We start from the raw sequence: 14334 nt of genomic DNA on the forward strand, positions 1-14334 counted from the left end.
GCCTGAATTATCATTGCCCCGTGTCTCGTGGTGTTGATGTTGAAAAGGTGGCTGGGTCGTGCGTCGTGCTTTTACAAGTTTACTGATCTTGCTGTTTACCGCAGCGCTGCTGTTTTTTGGCGCGGCCTTGTGGTGGCTTCACGAACCCATGGCCCTCCGGCTGCAGCCGGGAGGCCAGGTCGTTGATCTGGAAATCGAGCATGGCACCCCAGCCAACGGCGTCGCTGATGCCGTGGTCGCCAGCGGCGCAGATGTGCCGGTGTGGCTGCTCCAGGCGTGGTTTCGTTTTTCAGGACAGGCCCGGCTGATCAAGGCGGGCAGCTATGAAATGGTTCCCGGCATCTCGCCACGAAGACTGCTGAGCATGCTGGTTCGCGGTGAGGAAACGCTGAAAAGCGTCACACTGGTTGAAGGCTGGACTTTCAGCCAGGTTCTGCAGGCACTACAAAAAGCAGAGCAGCTAACGCCCGACACGCTTGCGATGAACGCTGAAACGATCATGCAAAAGCTTGGAAAACCAGGCGTTCATCCGGAAGGTCGGTTTTTTCCCGATACGTATACCTACTCCAAAGGCTCCAGCGACCTGGCGGTGCTCAAGCGCGCAACTCGGGCCATGGACCGACGACTCGAAGCCGCCTGGGGTTTGCGCAGTCTTGAGACACCACTCAAGTCTTCCGACGAGGCACTCATCCTGGCCAGCATTGTTGAAAAGGAAACCGGCAAGCCCTCGGACCGTGGACAGATTGGCGGGGTTTTCACCAACCGTCTTCGCATTGGCATGCCGCTGCAGACAGACCCGACCGTGATCTATGGACTGGGCGCCCGGTTTGATGGCAATCTGCGCAAACGCGATCTCCAGCAGGACACGCCTTACAACACCTACACCCGAAAGGGTCTGCCGCCCACGCCGATTGCCATGCCGGGCAAGGCTGCCTTGCTGGCGGCGATACAGCCGACACCGACAAAGGCGCTATATTTTGTCTCTCGCGGTGACGGCACCAGCGAGTTCAGTGAGAACCTTGATGGACACAACCGCGCCGTCAACAAATACATTCGAGGCCGCTAAAGCATCATGTCCCATCACGGCTTATTCATCAGTTTTGAAGGTATCGACGGCGCCGGAAAATCAACCCACATCGACAGCCTGGCCAATGCCTTCCGGTTAGAAGGTCAAGTGGTCACGCTCACGCGCGAACCGGGCGGCACCTTCCTTGCTGAAAAGCTGCGCAGCCTTGTGCTCGAACAGGCGATGGACCCGCTGACCGAGTCGCTGTTGATCTTTGCAGCCCGCCGCGACCATGTGGTGCGCGTGATTGCGCCCGCGCTGCTGCGTGGCGAGGTGGTGCTGTGCGACCGCTTCAGCGACGCAACATTTGCCTACCAGGGGGCCGGGCGCGGTTTTGATCTGGATGTGTTGGCAACGCTGGAACGCTGGGTGCAGGCCGATGAAGGTCTGCTGGGCGACCCGGCGGGCAATCAGCCGATGAAACCCGAGGTTGAAACGGTGATCGAGCCCGACCTGACGATCTGGTTTGATCTGCCACCAGAGGATGCTGCATTGCGCCTGGCGGGTTCGCGCATTCCCGACAGGTTCGAATCGCAGCCTGTGGAATTTTTTCGCCGTGTGGCGCAAGGCTACGCGGAACGCCAGCGCGACCATGTTGAACGCATCGCGCAGATTGATGCTTCACAGGCGCGTGATGTTGTCTGGCAGTGCGTTCTGCAAACAGTGGTGGAAAAGGGATGGCTGCAAGCCACAGCGCAGTCATGAACATCCAAAATACATTGACCACTCCACGACGGCCCTTGGCCCCATGGCTACAAACCCAGCTAGAGAGCTTGCTGTCCCAGCGAGGCCATGCGTGGCTGCTGGACGGGCCTTCCGGGCTAGGACAGTTCGAACTGGCATTGGCGCTGTCCTCAGCCTGGTTGTGCGAGCAGCCAACTGCGCAGGGCGCCTGCGGCCACTGCGGCAGTTGCCATGCGGTCGCGGTTCATACGCATGCAGATCTATGCATGCTCCTGCCTGAAACCCTGTCGCTGTCGCTGGGCTGGCCGCTTGGCGAAAAAACACAGGACGATCTGGACGGAAAAAAACGCAAGCCCAGCAAGGAAATCAAGGTGGATGCGGCGCGTGAAGCCGTGTCGTTTACCCAATTCACGCGATCACGAGGAACAACCAAGGTCATCGTGGTGTTTCCTGCCGAACGCATGAATCACATCACGGCAAACACGTTATTGAAGACTCTAGAGGAGCCGCCAGGGGCGGTCAAGTTCATTCTTGCAACCGAAGCTGCGCACCAACTTTTGCCAACGATCCGCAGCCGCTGCATTGGCCACATCATGCTGTGGCCTGATTTTGAGCAGGCCTTAAACTGGCTTGGCAGTCAAACGGCTCGCCTGGGCAGCATAGACAACAAACCACAAAAATTGATTCGTACGGTAGACGCCACTGACCTGAAGACGCTTTTGCTTAGAGCGGGCGGGCGGCCGGCAGACGTGTTCAACTGGGGACAAGGCAGTCCAGTTCCAGAGATGGCGCAGCAATGGAAGGATTTTCCAAAAGCGATGCTTCGCGGCGATGTCGCAGCGCTGGCGGATTGGCCACCGGCTATGGCGGTCGATGCCTTGCAAAAGCTTTGCCATGACCTATGCGCTGTCCGGGTAGGTGCGGATCCCCGGTTTTTCAGTGCTACCGACTTACCGGGAATACACCAAAGACCTTCTGGTAAAACGGGCCATGCAGCTCATGAACTGGTTGCAATGGGGTTGCATGCACTCACAAGCTGGTTTGCGGACCTGAACGCTATTGCACGCACCGTGGAGCATCCTTACAACCCCGGGCTGCTGATTGAATCGCTGGTCAGCCGTGCAAAGACAGCGCTGACTACCGTATAAGTTGACGCCCTGCATGCTCAGAACGGCTGCAAACGATTGGCAGTAATCCAACCTTCATAGAAATTTCAATGAGTATAAAACCTATTCCACGTCCTGTAGCTACAGCATCCCGGCCCAGCATTGTTCAGTTGGTCCTCAAGGAAAGGGCAGACCTCTATGTTGCCTACATTCCTTTATTCAAAGAGGGAGGAATCTTTATTTCCACTAACCGCGACTACAAGCTTGGCGAAGATGTCTATATGCTCCTGACTCTTCCAGAGGAAACGCAACGCCATCCGGTCACAGGCAAAGTGGCATGGATCACTCCTGCACATGCTGCTGCCAACCAAACGCAGGGAATAGGGGTTAAGTTTCCAGCAGATGAGAAATCTCAAATGCTTAAAGCCAGGATCGAAGAAATACTTGGCGCTAATTTAGTTTCAAGTCGTCCTACGAATACTATTTGAATATCGTCTACATATCCAATTAAAAATGTTCACTGACTCACACTGTCATTTGAATTTTCCAGAGCTAAAAGAAAAGATCCCGGAAATAAGACAATCCATGCGTGAAGCCCAAGTGACCCGTGCTTTGTGTATTTGCACCACGCTTGAAGAATTCGACGATGTTCACAAGCTTGCCACTAGCTATCACAATTTCTGGTGTACGGTTGGAGTACACCCAGACAGTGAAGACGTCCAAGAACCATGCATTGAAGATCTTGTCAAGCGGGCCAGTCTTGAAAAAGTAGTGGGCATTGGCGAAACAGGACTTGATTATTACCGGCTGCGAGAGAGAACGCTTGCCAACATGGAATGGCAGCGCGAACGTTTTAGAGTGCATATCAGGGCCGCTTGCATTACAGGAAAACCACTTGTTGTTCACACACGAAGCGCTTCTAACGATACGATTGCCATTCTTAAGGAGGAAAGTGCCAATGCTGCTAAACAGCACGGACAGGTACGCGGAGTTTTTCATTGCTTTACTGAAACCCAGGCGGTTGCTAAAGCCGCGCTGGACCTTGGTTTCTACATCTCTTTTTCAGGCGTGATCACATTTAAAAATGCGGGAGACATTCGTGAGGTAGCTCGCTTTGTGCCCCTTGACCGACTCTTAATCGAAACCGACAGTCCCTATCTTGCCCCAATGCCTTACCGGGGTAAGACCAATAGTCCGTCCTATGTGCCTTTTGTGGCAAAACAGCTTGCTGAAATCAAACAAGAATCTCTCGAGACGATTGCAAAGGCGACCAGCCAGAATTTCGAACGACTTTTCACGGGTATAAATGCATGACTGGGACGCTTTCCAAATATGCAAAAAAATGTTTCCTTGCCTTTCTTTTTGCTGGCAACAGCCTAGCATATGCCGGTTCTTTCGAGGACTTCTTTGATGCCATAAAGCACGATAACGCGGTAAGAGTCAGTGAACTGCTTGCTAGGGGATTCGATGCCAATACGACTGATCCAAAAGGACAAACCGGCTTGTATATTGCCTTGCGTGAACCGTCGCCCGAATCTGCGCACGTTTTGATAGATTGGCCAAAAACCGATGCCAACCAGCTCAATGCGCAAGGGGAAAGTATTTTGATGCTAGCAGTGCTCAAGGGACAACTGGAGTTGGCGGTCAAGCTAATCAAAAAGGGAGCCGATGTAAATAAAACTGGCTGGACGCCGCTTCATTACGCAGCCAGCAGTGGACATACTGAGCTCATTGGGCTGCTGCTTGAGAACAGCGCCTACATCGACGCTGAGTCGCCCAATGGTTCCACGCCATTGATGATGGCCTCCATGTATGGCTCAGTAGCATCTGTCAATCTGCTGTTGCAAGAAGGCGCTGATCCGAATCTCAAAAATCAGCAAGGACTTACTGCACTGGATTTTGCACAGCGTGGAAAAAGGCCGGATTCAATAGAAGCAATCGCTGCAGCGATTAGAAACAAACGACCAATTGGACGATGGTAAGAGTTCTCACTACATTCCACGATGTATATTATGTTAACCTAACTCAATGCGTTGCTAATACTGAGGTTTAGCGGCTCTCGGTGTTTTGTGACAGTGTTCGTAGGACAAAATGCATTGTTGCTAGCTGTCTGCCCATTTCCGGGCAAACTTGATAAATGGAAAAGTTACCGCACAACAGAATTGAGAAAAAATTTTTTCTGGTACTTGGAGCAACTGTAGTTCTTACATTTATCAGCATTGGAAATGTATTTCCCCAGGTGCCTGCACTCACCAGCACTGATTCAGGTGCTGTGGTTCTGCTTAAAAAGCATGCGTTACTAAAATCTGAGCTGACTAAAAATACTTATCACCGCCCTGTGGTATTTGAATCACAAGAGAATGCCGGAAAAGTTAGCAGCGCTGTATATGCTATTTTAGATTCGCCATTTACTACGGTAAGCACCACTTTCAGAAATTCTTATCTTTGGTGTGAAGTACTCATACTGCATCTGAATACCAAATATTGTCATGCGAGTTCCGAAACAGCTAGTCCCGCCAGACTTGCAGTTAATGTAGGAAAAAAAACACCCCAGGAACTCGCCGATACCTTCTTGCTCGAATTCTCCCATCGTGTCACGGCGGAAACACCGGAGTATTTTTCAATAGAACTGCATGCAAATAATGGTCCTTTGAATACTACTGACTACCGGCTTCAATTGCGTGCTATTCCTTTACTTGAAGGTAAAACCTTTATTCATCTTCACTATTCGTATGGATATGGGTTTGCTGGCCAACTGGCGATGCAGACTTATCTGTCCACTTTAGGTCGGGGTAAAGTTGGGTTCACTAAGATAACGTCCAATGAACAGTCCGATTATGTGGGAGGAATGCGCGGTGCTATTGAGCGAAATACGATGCGTTATTACCTTGCAATAGAGGCTTACCTCGCATCTCTTCAGCGTACTGATATGCAGACACCGGAAGCCAGATTTCAATATTGGTTTGATGCGACCCAAGAGTATGCGTTACAGCTACATGAAATAGACCGCTCTAGTTATCTAGACATGAAAAAGAGCGAATACAAGCGTCAGAAAAGTACTTCTCTCAATTTGCGTTAATACATGATGTGTCCCTCATGATTACTCGAAGAAGCTTTGGGGGCAGATTTAAAATCGGGCTCCCGAACTTGTAAGAGAGGCTTTGATCGTGGAGGTTTCTTGATTTCCATCTGCAACGAAGTCTATGCTGGAGTGATGACGGGATCTTTTTTGCTGTGTACTGGAGTCAGATGATTTATATTTTATTAGTTAAGTTCGAACCACTCTTACTCAGATTTGGCCTAAAAATAACCGCTCTGATGTCTTTCCCATGTCAGCGATATCAACCTACGCAAGATCATTTGCGGAAAACATATTATCAGCATTCTTACTGTTTGCAATTTATCTGATATTTCGAGCAGTCATGCCTTTTTAAAGCCAGATCATCAAGGAAATTCAATGTCGTTGCTTGCAAAACGTAATGTGTCTAACTCGCGCAGCACTGCTGGCCAAGAAAATCCAGCCTTTCAAAAGGTGGCGCAACTAGATACATTCACTGTTGAGGCAGGTCTTGGACTGACGAGTAACCAAGGCGTACAACTTGCAGACAATCACAATTCGCTTAAAGCCAATGATAACGGCCCTACCCTAGTGGAAGACTTTATTCTACGAGAGAAGATATCTCACTTCAGCCATGAACGCATTCCTGAACGCGTTGTGAATGCCCGAGGCTGTGGGGCGCATGGGTTCTTCAAACTCTATGCATCCATGGTGCAATACACAAGTGCTGCCTTTTTACAAGATCCAGACGTTGAAACGCCTGTTTTCGTACGGTTTTCGGGTGCATCAGGCGCTCAAGGTTCGGCAGACACTGTTCGGGATGTGCGAGGATTTGCCGTCAAGTTCTATACACAAGAGGGAAACTATGACCTCGTCGGCAATAGCATGCCGGTGTTCTACGTTCAGGATGCGATCAAATTCCCGGATCTGATGCATGCTTTAAAGCCTGAACCCCACAATGAAATGCCACAAGCGAGTAGCGCACACGATACATTTTGGGATTTTGCCTCTCTGGTGCCTGAAGTTACCCATATGCTGATGTGGACTATGTCGGATCGGGGCTTGCCACGAAGCTTTCGCATGATGGAAGGATTTGGTGTTCACGCATTTCGTTTTATCAATGCACGGAAAGACGATTTTTTTGTCAAATTCCACTGGAAACCGAGGCTGGGCGTGCATTCACTTGACTGGGATGAAGCTCAGAAAATTGCAGGCAAGGATCCAGACTTTCTTCGTCGCGATCTTTGGGAAAGTATTGAAGCAGGAAATTTTCCAGAATGGGAGTTGGGAGTGCAGATCATTGATGCGGGCCGAGAGGATGAGTTGGGCTTTGACATTCTTGATCCTACGAAGCTCATTCCAGAATCTCTGATACCAGTGCAAATTGTTGGAAAAATAGTACTGAACCGCAATGTCGGGAATTTTTTCTCGGAAACCGAGCAAGTTGCTTTTCACCCCGGAAATCTTGTACCGGGTATTGATTTCTCCAATGACCCTCTTTTGCAAGGCCGCCTTTTTTCTTACACAGACTCACAGCTAACCCGGCTTGGTGGCCCCAATTTTCATGAAATTCCAATCAACCGCAGCGTTTGCCCTATTCATAATTATCAGCGCGGAGGCTTTCATCGACAGTCCATCAATAAAGGCCGGGTCGCGTATGAACCCAATACGCTTGCCAATGGCATAGAACTCCGTCTAGATGGTGCCGTCAATGAATATCAATCCCAATCCAATGTGCTCGGAACGTCCAAGTCGCGGCGACGAATGCACTCTTTTGACGATCATTTTTCGCAAGCGACATTGTTTTGGAACAGCCAGAGTGTCAGCGAGAAGGATCATATCGTTGAAGCTTTCAAATTCGAGTTGTCCAAGGTAGACGTGCCTGAAATTCGCCAGAGGATGGTAGATAACCTCGCGCATGTCGACTACAAATTGGCAGCCAGAGTAGCCTCGGCATTAGGAATCAATTCACCTGATTCCAAAGCAGCGGCTGGTCGAATCGGCTTTAGAGATCATCGTATTGCTTTGAAAGTTACTGAAGATGCAGCTTTGAGTATGGCGTCACGTGCTGGTGCCAGTAGCATTAAAACCAGAAAGATTGCGGTGTTGGTAGCCGACGGAGTTGATGCACCAGCAATGCGACGACTTGTTCTGGATATGACTGCATCAGGAGCTATTTGCAAGGTTATAGGGTGGCAACTGGGAAATGTTGCCACGCTGACAGGCAAGCAACTTACTGTAGACCATACCTTTTCCACCATGCCTTCTGTTATGTTCGACGCAGTCTTGATTCCAGGAGGCGAGAAAAGCACTGCAACTTTATGTCGGCTTGGTGACGCCGTTCATTTTGTCCTTGAAGCCTATAAACATGGCAAAACTATTTGTGCCTTGAATGAAGGCCATGAGTTGCTGGTGACTTTAGGTTTCAGCATTGAAAAGAACCCGGAGTTGATTAGTGTACCGACGCCAGGCGTGATATTGGCTGACGCGCGGAAGGTGCTAGATGGGCAGGTTTCAGAGAAGTTTCAGGCAGCAATTGCTCTTCATCGTCACTGGAATAGGCTTAATTCAGATGCAGTTCCAGCTTAAGGATTCAAACGTCACAAACTTCTTTAACTCTAAAAGCAACAGTAGGCACGGAAAAATCTTCAAACGAAGCCCCAAGGGCCATTTCACCATCGAGCAGCAGCACACAATCCTGCCGGCGTAGGGGAATGGTGGATTCACCGTCGGAAAAACGTACCCAAGTACCGTAGCTGCTAATATCTTTCAAATAGAATTTTCCTGTTCGCCATTCGATCACGGCATGTCTTCGCGACACCCTGGGATCCTGAATCGTAAATTGGGCTTCAATATCACGGCCAAGATAGACAGGAAGCTCAGCAGCGGTAAATTTCACTTTTAGATCAATCCAAGACAACTCAATGCAAGCCGGTCGATTATTTGGCTCATCAAAAGATGTTGGCATTAATCGGGCAGGCATAGTGAAAACTTCAGAAAGCATCTCGTCCTGCCATTCGACACGATGTACAGTGCAGGTCTCTGTACGACCTCTAATTATCATGGGGCCCAGGCAACGGGAGCGCACTGCAAAAGAATCTGGTAGCTGCCGGATAACGCTTTCACTTACGAGTATCTGTTCGGATCCCGAGAGATCGCTGAGCCGCGAAGCTACGTTGACTGCATCGCCATAGCAATCGCCATCTTGCTCGACAACATCGCCACGTGCCATGCCTACCTGAAGCCTCATTTTGAGGGGTAACGGCGAATGGCGGATCCGGTCATAATGAATTTTCTGAAGCTCGCTTGCGGACACGATAGCATCTTGGCTTTCCTTGAACAGAATGAGAACGCCATCTCCCAGGTATTTCACGACATGTCCGCCGTGGTTCTCACAAACTTGACCGATCCACTGTGTCAGGCTGGTAATTACCTGAACAGCTTTGACATTGCCAAGCTTTTCGAAAACACCAGTGCTTCCAGTGAGGTCTGCAAAAACGACGGTGAATTCTGCCATGGGCTGTAGATGCTACTTGTTGACGGAGGCTTCATTACAGCATGACTGACGTGTCATTCAATGCTGGTGTCCCCAAAGCAAAAATGCATCTCGGCCCTCTACATCAAGTGTCACACGCAGTCCCACCGGCAGTATCACCTTGGTAGCGACATGTCCAAAGGGAAGTCCGGTAAGGACCTGCGCAGTTACTTGACTTTTTAGCCAGTCGATCACACTGCCAATCTTGTAGCCGTTGTCATGAGGTACCAGTTTGTAATCGCTGAAATGGCCAAATACGATTGCTTTTTGGTGTGCTAAAGCGCCTGCTTGGATCAGTTGTGCGAGCATTCGTTCGACACGGTATGGATGTTCTCCGACATCTTCAATAAATAAAATGCCATTTTTTACAACAGGAAAATATGGCGTTCCGACCAGCGAGGTCAACATGGCCAGATTCCCTCCCCACAGCACTGAATCATGAATACTATATATATCGTTCGTAGCCTTTGCGCATGACGGATCCATGACTTCAGTTATTTTTTTATTGGGTGTTTTTTTTGGCAACCTCCAGCCACTTCCCTCCCCCTGCCCAGTTATCAGATCATCAAAACAGGCCTCCATAATGTCGTCAGCCCCTTCTTTAGCGCCAAAGTCTTCGCCAAGTGCTGGTCCAGCCCAACTTATGGCGCCTGTTTGGGCCAATAGCGCCATTTGGAATGCTGTGAAGTCGCTAAATCCGACAAACCGTGTTCCTCGATCCACCGCATTTGTAACAGCCTTGTAATCAATGCCAGGAAGAATACGTGTAATGCCATAGCCTCCACGCGATATCAACGCCACATCGGCGCGGCTGGCTGATGCACGGTGAATGGCCGCAAGGCGAGTTTCATCATTCCCTGCAAATCGCCCATGGCTTCTCAAGGCTGCTTCGTCAACCTCAACCTCATATCCCAATGCTGTCAGGCGCTTGACTCCTCGCTTAAAGGCAAACTTGTCGCGCACTGCACTGGAGGGGGAGTAAATATAGATATGTTTGTTCACCGGACCAAGTATCCCACCGTCAAGATGCGACTCCACAATGAGGGCGCTTTAGATTTGCTGTCGCACAGTTGTTTTATCTATTAAAATTTTAACGAAATCAATGTAGATTACATTTGTTAAAATTAACGGTCTATTCTTGGCGTCATGGCGACATCACGCATCAGCTAAAAAAGTCCAGAAATGTTCAGTTTGTCGGTAAATATTCAGATATCCAGCTTCATCGAATGCCGTCAACACCTCGGCCAGTGCAAGTACTCCTGTCCGATAGCTTTCTCTGGGAAAAGGTGCATCGCATCCTGGATCGATTCGAAGGATTGGCCCATTTGCTTTCAATTCTCCTGAATTCATCAAATAAGCGTGATCTCGTCGACTGCTTGCTTGTTTCCACAGCAAAAGCCCCCCGCTCATGGCTTGCCCAGCTTCGGTAAAACTACCCTCCACACTGATGCGTTGCAGGCTTCGAAAACGCAGCGGTGCCGCGACCGGTAGCGTCAGTGCCAGCAAGCTTTGGCGTTCTGGAAACACCAGCACAATATTTCGCAATTCTAGAGCGTCAACCAGTTCAACCAGAATCTGGCGATGCCTGGCGAACGTATGAAATGTAGCCTTCTTGGGTTTGTCGCTTTTGCCGAAACCGATCAAATCCGGTACGACGACCCTGTAGCCGGATTCAATCAAAGAGGGAATCACTTTTCGAAACCCATAACTCCAGCCCGGGAGATCATGTAGGCACAGGTAGGTGATCGGCTCATGCTTGGCGTCTTTTACAGACGAAACCAGCTGCTCGTCAAGATAATGCAATCGCAAACGATCCAAGGCGGGCAAATCGCTGCGGTAGTTCGCAATCCAGGGATAGTCAGGCAAACCATCATAGGCGGCGTCTGGCGTGCGCAGCGCGTCATCGCGCAAGGGATGGCGCCGTTGTGCCGACACACGCTTTTCAACCCGACGCTGACGGAAAAAATCCTGCATCAGCGCGCGGCTCGCTTCGGCCAGCATCCCGCCCTGACACTCGGTTTGGTGGTTGAGCGAGGTTTTTGCAAACAGGTTAATGACAGAACCGGCTGCACCGGTCTTGGGCTCAGGTGCTCCAAACACCACACGTTTGAGCCGAGCGTTCAAGATGGCGCCACTGCACATAGCGCACGGCTCCAGCGTCACAAACAGTTCGCATTCGTCCAGCCGATAGTTTCCAAGAACCTTTGCTGCCGCACGCAAGGCAGCGATCTCAGCATGGGCTGTTGGATCATGGCTACTCACCACGGCGTTGTAGCCAGTGGCAATCACCTGGCCTTGCCGGACCACCACAGCACCGACGGGAACCTCCCCACACGAAGCGGCCGATTTTGCCTGCTCAAGGGCCAGCGCCATAAAGTCAACATCAGTCATTTGCTACTCAAAGTATAGCTACTAACCCAATAAGATATTGCGCAAATGCCATTTTTCACTCTCCATCGACAGTTCTTGGGCGTTGCATTGCTGCTTCGAGCGACTGCCTTAGCTGTTCGTGAATCTGCTGAGGATGCAACTCAGGATTTTTTGCGCCAAACGATCCGGCCGGCCCGGCAGCAGTCTGTTGGACAAACGCCGGGATTTGCGCTCCCTTCATGGCCTCGGTCTGCTTTTTTGCCAGCAGCCCAATGCCGGCCAGCAAGATCAACAAACTTGTCATTGCAATAACCAGACGCATTTCATCCTTTCAGCCTGTTTACTGAACCCTTGGCGATGCGTTTCATCCAGCGCCCAAGGTCCTGATCGGCATCATTGCCGTTTTCATAAATGGCCTGCATGGTCACAAAGGCTTCGGGCCGGTGCTGATTGAGTTTTAACTTGCATTGAAGGTCCATCACCAGTAACTCGAATGCCACAATGCCCGACAGCATCTTCCGGGCATACGCATTTTCCATTCCACGCCACTGTTCAGCATAAGCAGGCTCGTGATCGCCAATGAGTTTTTTCAGGAGGCTGTCCTTGGCCGCAGCATCTTCGACCAGTCTCGCCTGTACGGTGCAATGCACCGCCAGGTAATTCCAGGTTGGAACCCGGGCAAGGTCGGGATAAACCTTGGGAGACAGATAAGCATGCGGCCCGAGAAAAGTCACGACCGCCTGCGGACGGTCCCGCAAATAGCGCCAGTGGGGATTACCTCTGGCGACATGTCCCAGCAGGGTAAACGCCTGTGGCCCGTCAGGATCGCCAGCCATTTCCAGATGCAGCGGCAAATGGGTAATGAAAGGCAAACCCGACGCGTCGACGCTGATGAGGCTGGCGAAAGGATGCTGACGGATCAGGTCAGCAGCCTGTGCGTGGTCACCTTCGAATTGGGGAGGCAGGTACATGGCCGTAAGCTTAGTCCAAGATCACATCCAAGCCGTGACGAATCCTGGTGGAATATGGTGCTGTTGTCATGGTAAAGCCATGCTTTGCAACACGTACAGGCTAGCAAAATCGCCAGTTAATGGATTGTCAGGCTATATTATTCCACTCAATATGACCTTGCCCCTGGATTGTGTATCCCATAACCGAGCTCATGAGTTGGCTTGCCTTGCAAGCCATTCGCTTTCGAACTGCATCGGACTGACATAAGCCAGCGTCGAATGTAGCCGGGCTTTGTTGTACCAGAGCAGCCAGGCGATGGCCTCGTCCTTGGCCTGGCGCCGGGTCGCGAAGCGTTGCCCGTGCAAGCGCTCGACCTTCAACGAGCCGAACAGCGTCTCGCTGCAGGCATTATCCCAACAGTTGCCACACCGGCTCATCGAGCTCGTGATGCTGTACTCCTTAAGCACCTCCTTGAAGGCGCCACTGGCGTACTGGCTGCCCCGGTCGCTGTGAAACATCAAGCCGGCGTGCGTGTCCGGGTGGCGCCTGAACCAGGCCATGCGCAGCGCGTCGATGACGATGGCTGAGGTCATGTCGCCCCGCAGTGACCAGCCCACCACCTGGCGGCTGAACAGGTCAATCACCACGGCCAGGAACAGCCAGCCCTCATCGGTCGCGATATATGTGATGTCGCCGACCCAGACTTTGTCGGGTTCGGCCACGCTGAACTCGCGGTTCAGCAGGTTTGGCGAGATTGGCAACTTGTGATTGCTGTCGGTCGTCACCTTGAAGCGCCGTTTTCCCTTGGCCCGGATGCCGTGCAACTGCATGAGCTTTTGCACCCGCTTCTTGCCCACCGGGACGCCGCGTGTCACCAGTTCGCGCCAGATGCGTGGCCAGCCGTAGGCGCCACGAGTCTCGGCGTGCAGGGCCTTGATATGCACCAGCAGCGCCTCGTCGCTCAGGTGGCGCCGCTGCGCATTGCTGGCACGGCGCACCAAGTGCGCGTGGTAGCCGGCCGCGCTGACCTGCAATACGCGGCACTGCACCGAAACCGGCCAGGAATGCCGGTGCTGCTGGATGAAGGCGTACTTCAAATCAACCCTCTTGCGAAGTACGCCGTCGCTTTTCCCAGGATATCGCGCTCCATCTTCACGCGTGCCAGCTCGGCCCTGAGTCGGCTGATTTCCATCTGCTCGGCACTTACAGGCGCTTTGCTGTCCGCTCCCGTGAGCTTGCCCTGCCGATGGGCCTTGACCCAGTTAAATAGCGTTTGGTCAACGACGCCCAAAGTCCGCGCCACCGCCGCGATGCTTTGGCCGTTGTCCACCAGCCGGACTGCTTCTTGTTTGAATTCGAGCGTGTAGCGCGCCCTTGAGGTTTTCGTCATTTCCGTTTTCCTTGTCTGAATTGAACCACTCAGCAAGGGATACGTTTTTCAGGGGCAAGGTCAATAATCGATAAATCTTAGTGCGTGTTTTAAAAGTCCCCGAGTCAATGGTGATGACATCGCTTCGGGTAAATTTGGCGATTTTTTGGTATGGCAAAGAAACGAAGCACTAAA

Annotated in this window: 14 protein-coding genes; 8 read left to right on the forward strand and 6 right to left on the reverse strand. The window is 51.3% G+C overall.

Annotation, left to right across the window (positions count from 1 at the left end; genetic code table 11):
• Nucleotides 1-58 precede the first annotated feature (58 nt).
• The 8 genes from mltG (at nt 59) to IWX85_RS18395 (ending at nt 8503) form a co-directional block, all read left to right on the forward strand.
• A complete protein-coding gene (gene mltG / locus IWX85_RS18360; RefSeq protein WP_196870711.1) occupies nt 59-1066 on the forward strand; it encodes an endolytic transglycosylase MltG in 1008 nt (335 codons plus the stop codon).
• Between the two features lie 6 nt (nt 1067-1072).
• Nucleotides 1073-1771, forward strand: coding sequence for a dTMP kinase (gene tmk, locus IWX85_RS18365; protein WP_196870712.1), 699 nt, complete (start codon nt 1073-1075; stop codon nt 1769-1771).
• Nucleotides 1768-2898 carry a DNA polymerase III subunit delta' gene (locus IWX85_RS18370; protein ID WP_196870713.1) on the forward strand — a complete coding sequence of 377 codons (1131 nt, stop codon included), beginning with the start codon at nt 1768-1770 and terminating at the stop codon, nt 2896-2898. The genes tmk and IWX85_RS18370 overlap by 4 nt, the downstream gene beginning before the upstream one ends.
• A gap of 68 nt (nt 2899-2966) precedes the next feature.
• Nucleotides 2967-3344 (forward strand): PilZ domain-containing protein, encoded by a 378-nt coding sequence (locus IWX85_RS18375; RefSeq protein ID WP_196870714.1) that lies wholly within the window; start codon nt 2967-2969, stop codon nt 3342-3344.
• Between the two features lie 25 nt (nt 3345-3369).
• A complete protein-coding gene (locus IWX85_RS18380; protein ID WP_196870715.1) occupies nt 3370-4170 on the forward strand; it encodes a TatD family hydrolase in 801 nt (266 codons plus the stop codon).
• Entirely contained in the window at nt 4167-4838 is a 672-nt protein-coding gene (locus tag IWX85_RS18385; RefSeq protein WP_196870716.1) for an ankyrin repeat domain-containing protein, read from the forward strand. The genes IWX85_RS18380 and IWX85_RS18385 overlap by 4 nt, the downstream gene beginning before the upstream one ends.
• Nucleotides 4839-4993: 155 nt before the next feature.
• Nucleotides 4994-5935 (forward strand): hypothetical protein, encoded by a 942-nt coding sequence (locus tag IWX85_RS18390; protein WP_196870717.1) that lies wholly within the window; start codon nt 4994-4996, stop codon nt 5933-5935.
• A gap of 378 nt (nt 5936-6313) precedes the next feature.
• On the forward strand, nt 6314-8503 hold the full coding sequence (locus IWX85_RS18395; protein WP_196870718.1) for a catalase: 2190 nt from the start codon (nt 6314-6316) through the stop codon (nt 8501-8503).
• Between the two features lie 4 nt (nt 8504-8507).
• On the opposite strand, the gene IWX85_RS18400 is transcribed toward IWX85_RS18395, so the two are convergent.
• The 6 genes from IWX85_RS18400 to IWX85_RS18425 form a co-directional block, all read right to left on the reverse strand.
• On the reverse strand, nt 8508-9431 hold the full coding sequence (locus IWX85_RS18400; RefSeq protein ID WP_196870719.1) for an adenylate/guanylate cyclase domain-containing protein: 924 nt from the start codon (nt 9429-9431) through the stop codon (nt 8508-8510).
• 57 nt (nt 9432-9488) lie between these two features.
• Nucleotides 9489-10451, reverse strand: a complete 963-nt coding sequence (locus IWX85_RS18405) for an LD-carboxypeptidase (RefSeq protein ID WP_196870720.1) — start codon at nt 10449-10451, stop codon at nt 9489-9491.
• Between the two features lie 153 nt (nt 10452-10604).
• Nucleotides 10605-11840, reverse strand: a complete 1236-nt coding sequence (gene tadA / locus IWX85_RS18410) for a tRNA adenosine(34) deaminase TadA (protein WP_196870721.1) — start codon at nt 11838-11840, stop codon at nt 10605-10607.
• Nucleotides 11841-11895: 55 nt separating this feature from the next.
• A complete protein-coding gene (locus IWX85_RS18415; RefSeq protein ID WP_196870722.1) occupies nt 11896-12141 on the reverse strand; it encodes a hypothetical protein in 246 nt (81 codons plus the stop codon).
• Nucleotide 12142: 1 nt separating this feature from the next.
• Nucleotides 12143-12790 (reverse strand): FMN-binding negative transcriptional regulator, encoded by a 648-nt coding sequence (locus IWX85_RS18420; protein ID WP_036811785.1) that lies wholly within the window; start codon nt 12788-12790, stop codon nt 12143-12145.
• Nucleotides 12791-12979: 189 nt separating this feature from the next.
• A protein-coding gene (locus tag IWX85_RS18425; protein ID WP_196870723.1) for an IS3 family transposase occupies nt 12980-14160 on the reverse strand; the annotation gives its coding sequence in 2 pieces (ribosomal slippage) (nt 12980-13902 and nt 13902-14160; 1182 coding nt in all).
• Between the last annotated feature and the right edge of the window lie 174 nt (nt 14161-14334).

Origin of the sequence: Polaromonas sp. CG_9.11 (genome assembly GCF_015752225.1) — a bacterium.
Lineage (GTDB): Bacteria > Pseudomonadota > Gammaproteobacteria > Burkholderiales > Burkholderiaceae_C > Polaromonas.

Coding starts and splice junctions, on each gene's coding strand:
- tmk (WP_196870712.1), top strand. CDS start 1,073: ATGTCCCATCACGGCTTATTCATCAGTTTTGAAGGTATCGACGGCGCC.
- IWX85_RS18370 (WP_196870713.1), top strand. CDS start 1,768: ATGAACATCCAAAATACATTGACCACTCCACGACGGCCCTTGGCCCCA.
- IWX85_RS18375 (WP_196870714.1), top strand. CDS start 2,967: ATGAGTATAAAACCTATTCCACGTCCTGTAGCTACAGCATCCCGGCCC.
- IWX85_RS18380 (WP_196870715.1), top strand. CDS start 3,370: ATGTTCACTGACTCACACTGTCATTTGAATTTTCCAGAGCTAAAAGAA.
- IWX85_RS18385 (WP_196870716.1), top strand. CDS start 4,167: ATGACTGGGACGCTTTCCAAATATGCAAAAAAATGTTTCCTTGCCTTT.
- IWX85_RS18390 (WP_196870717.1), top strand. CDS start 4,994: ATGGAAAAGTTACCGCACAACAGAATTGAGAAAAAATTTTTTCTGGTA.
- IWX85_RS18395 (WP_196870718.1), top strand. CDS start 6,314: ATGTCGTTGCTTGCAAAACGTAATGTGTCTAACTCGCGCAGCACTGCT.
- IWX85_RS18400 (WP_196870719.1), bottom strand. CDS start 9,431: ATGGCAGAATTCACCGTCGTTTTTGCAGACCTCACTGGAAGCACTGGT.
- tadA (WP_196870721.1), bottom strand. CDS start 11,840: ATGACTGATGTTGACTTTATGGCGCTGGCCCTTGAGCAGGCAAAATCG.
- IWX85_RS18415 (WP_196870722.1), bottom strand. CDS start 12,141: ATGCGTCTGGTTATTGCAATGACAAGTTTGTTGATCTTGCTGGCCGGC.
- IWX85_RS18420 (WP_036811785.1), bottom strand. CDS start 12,790: ATGTACCTGCCTCCCCAATTCGAAGGTGACCACGCACAGGCTGCTGAC.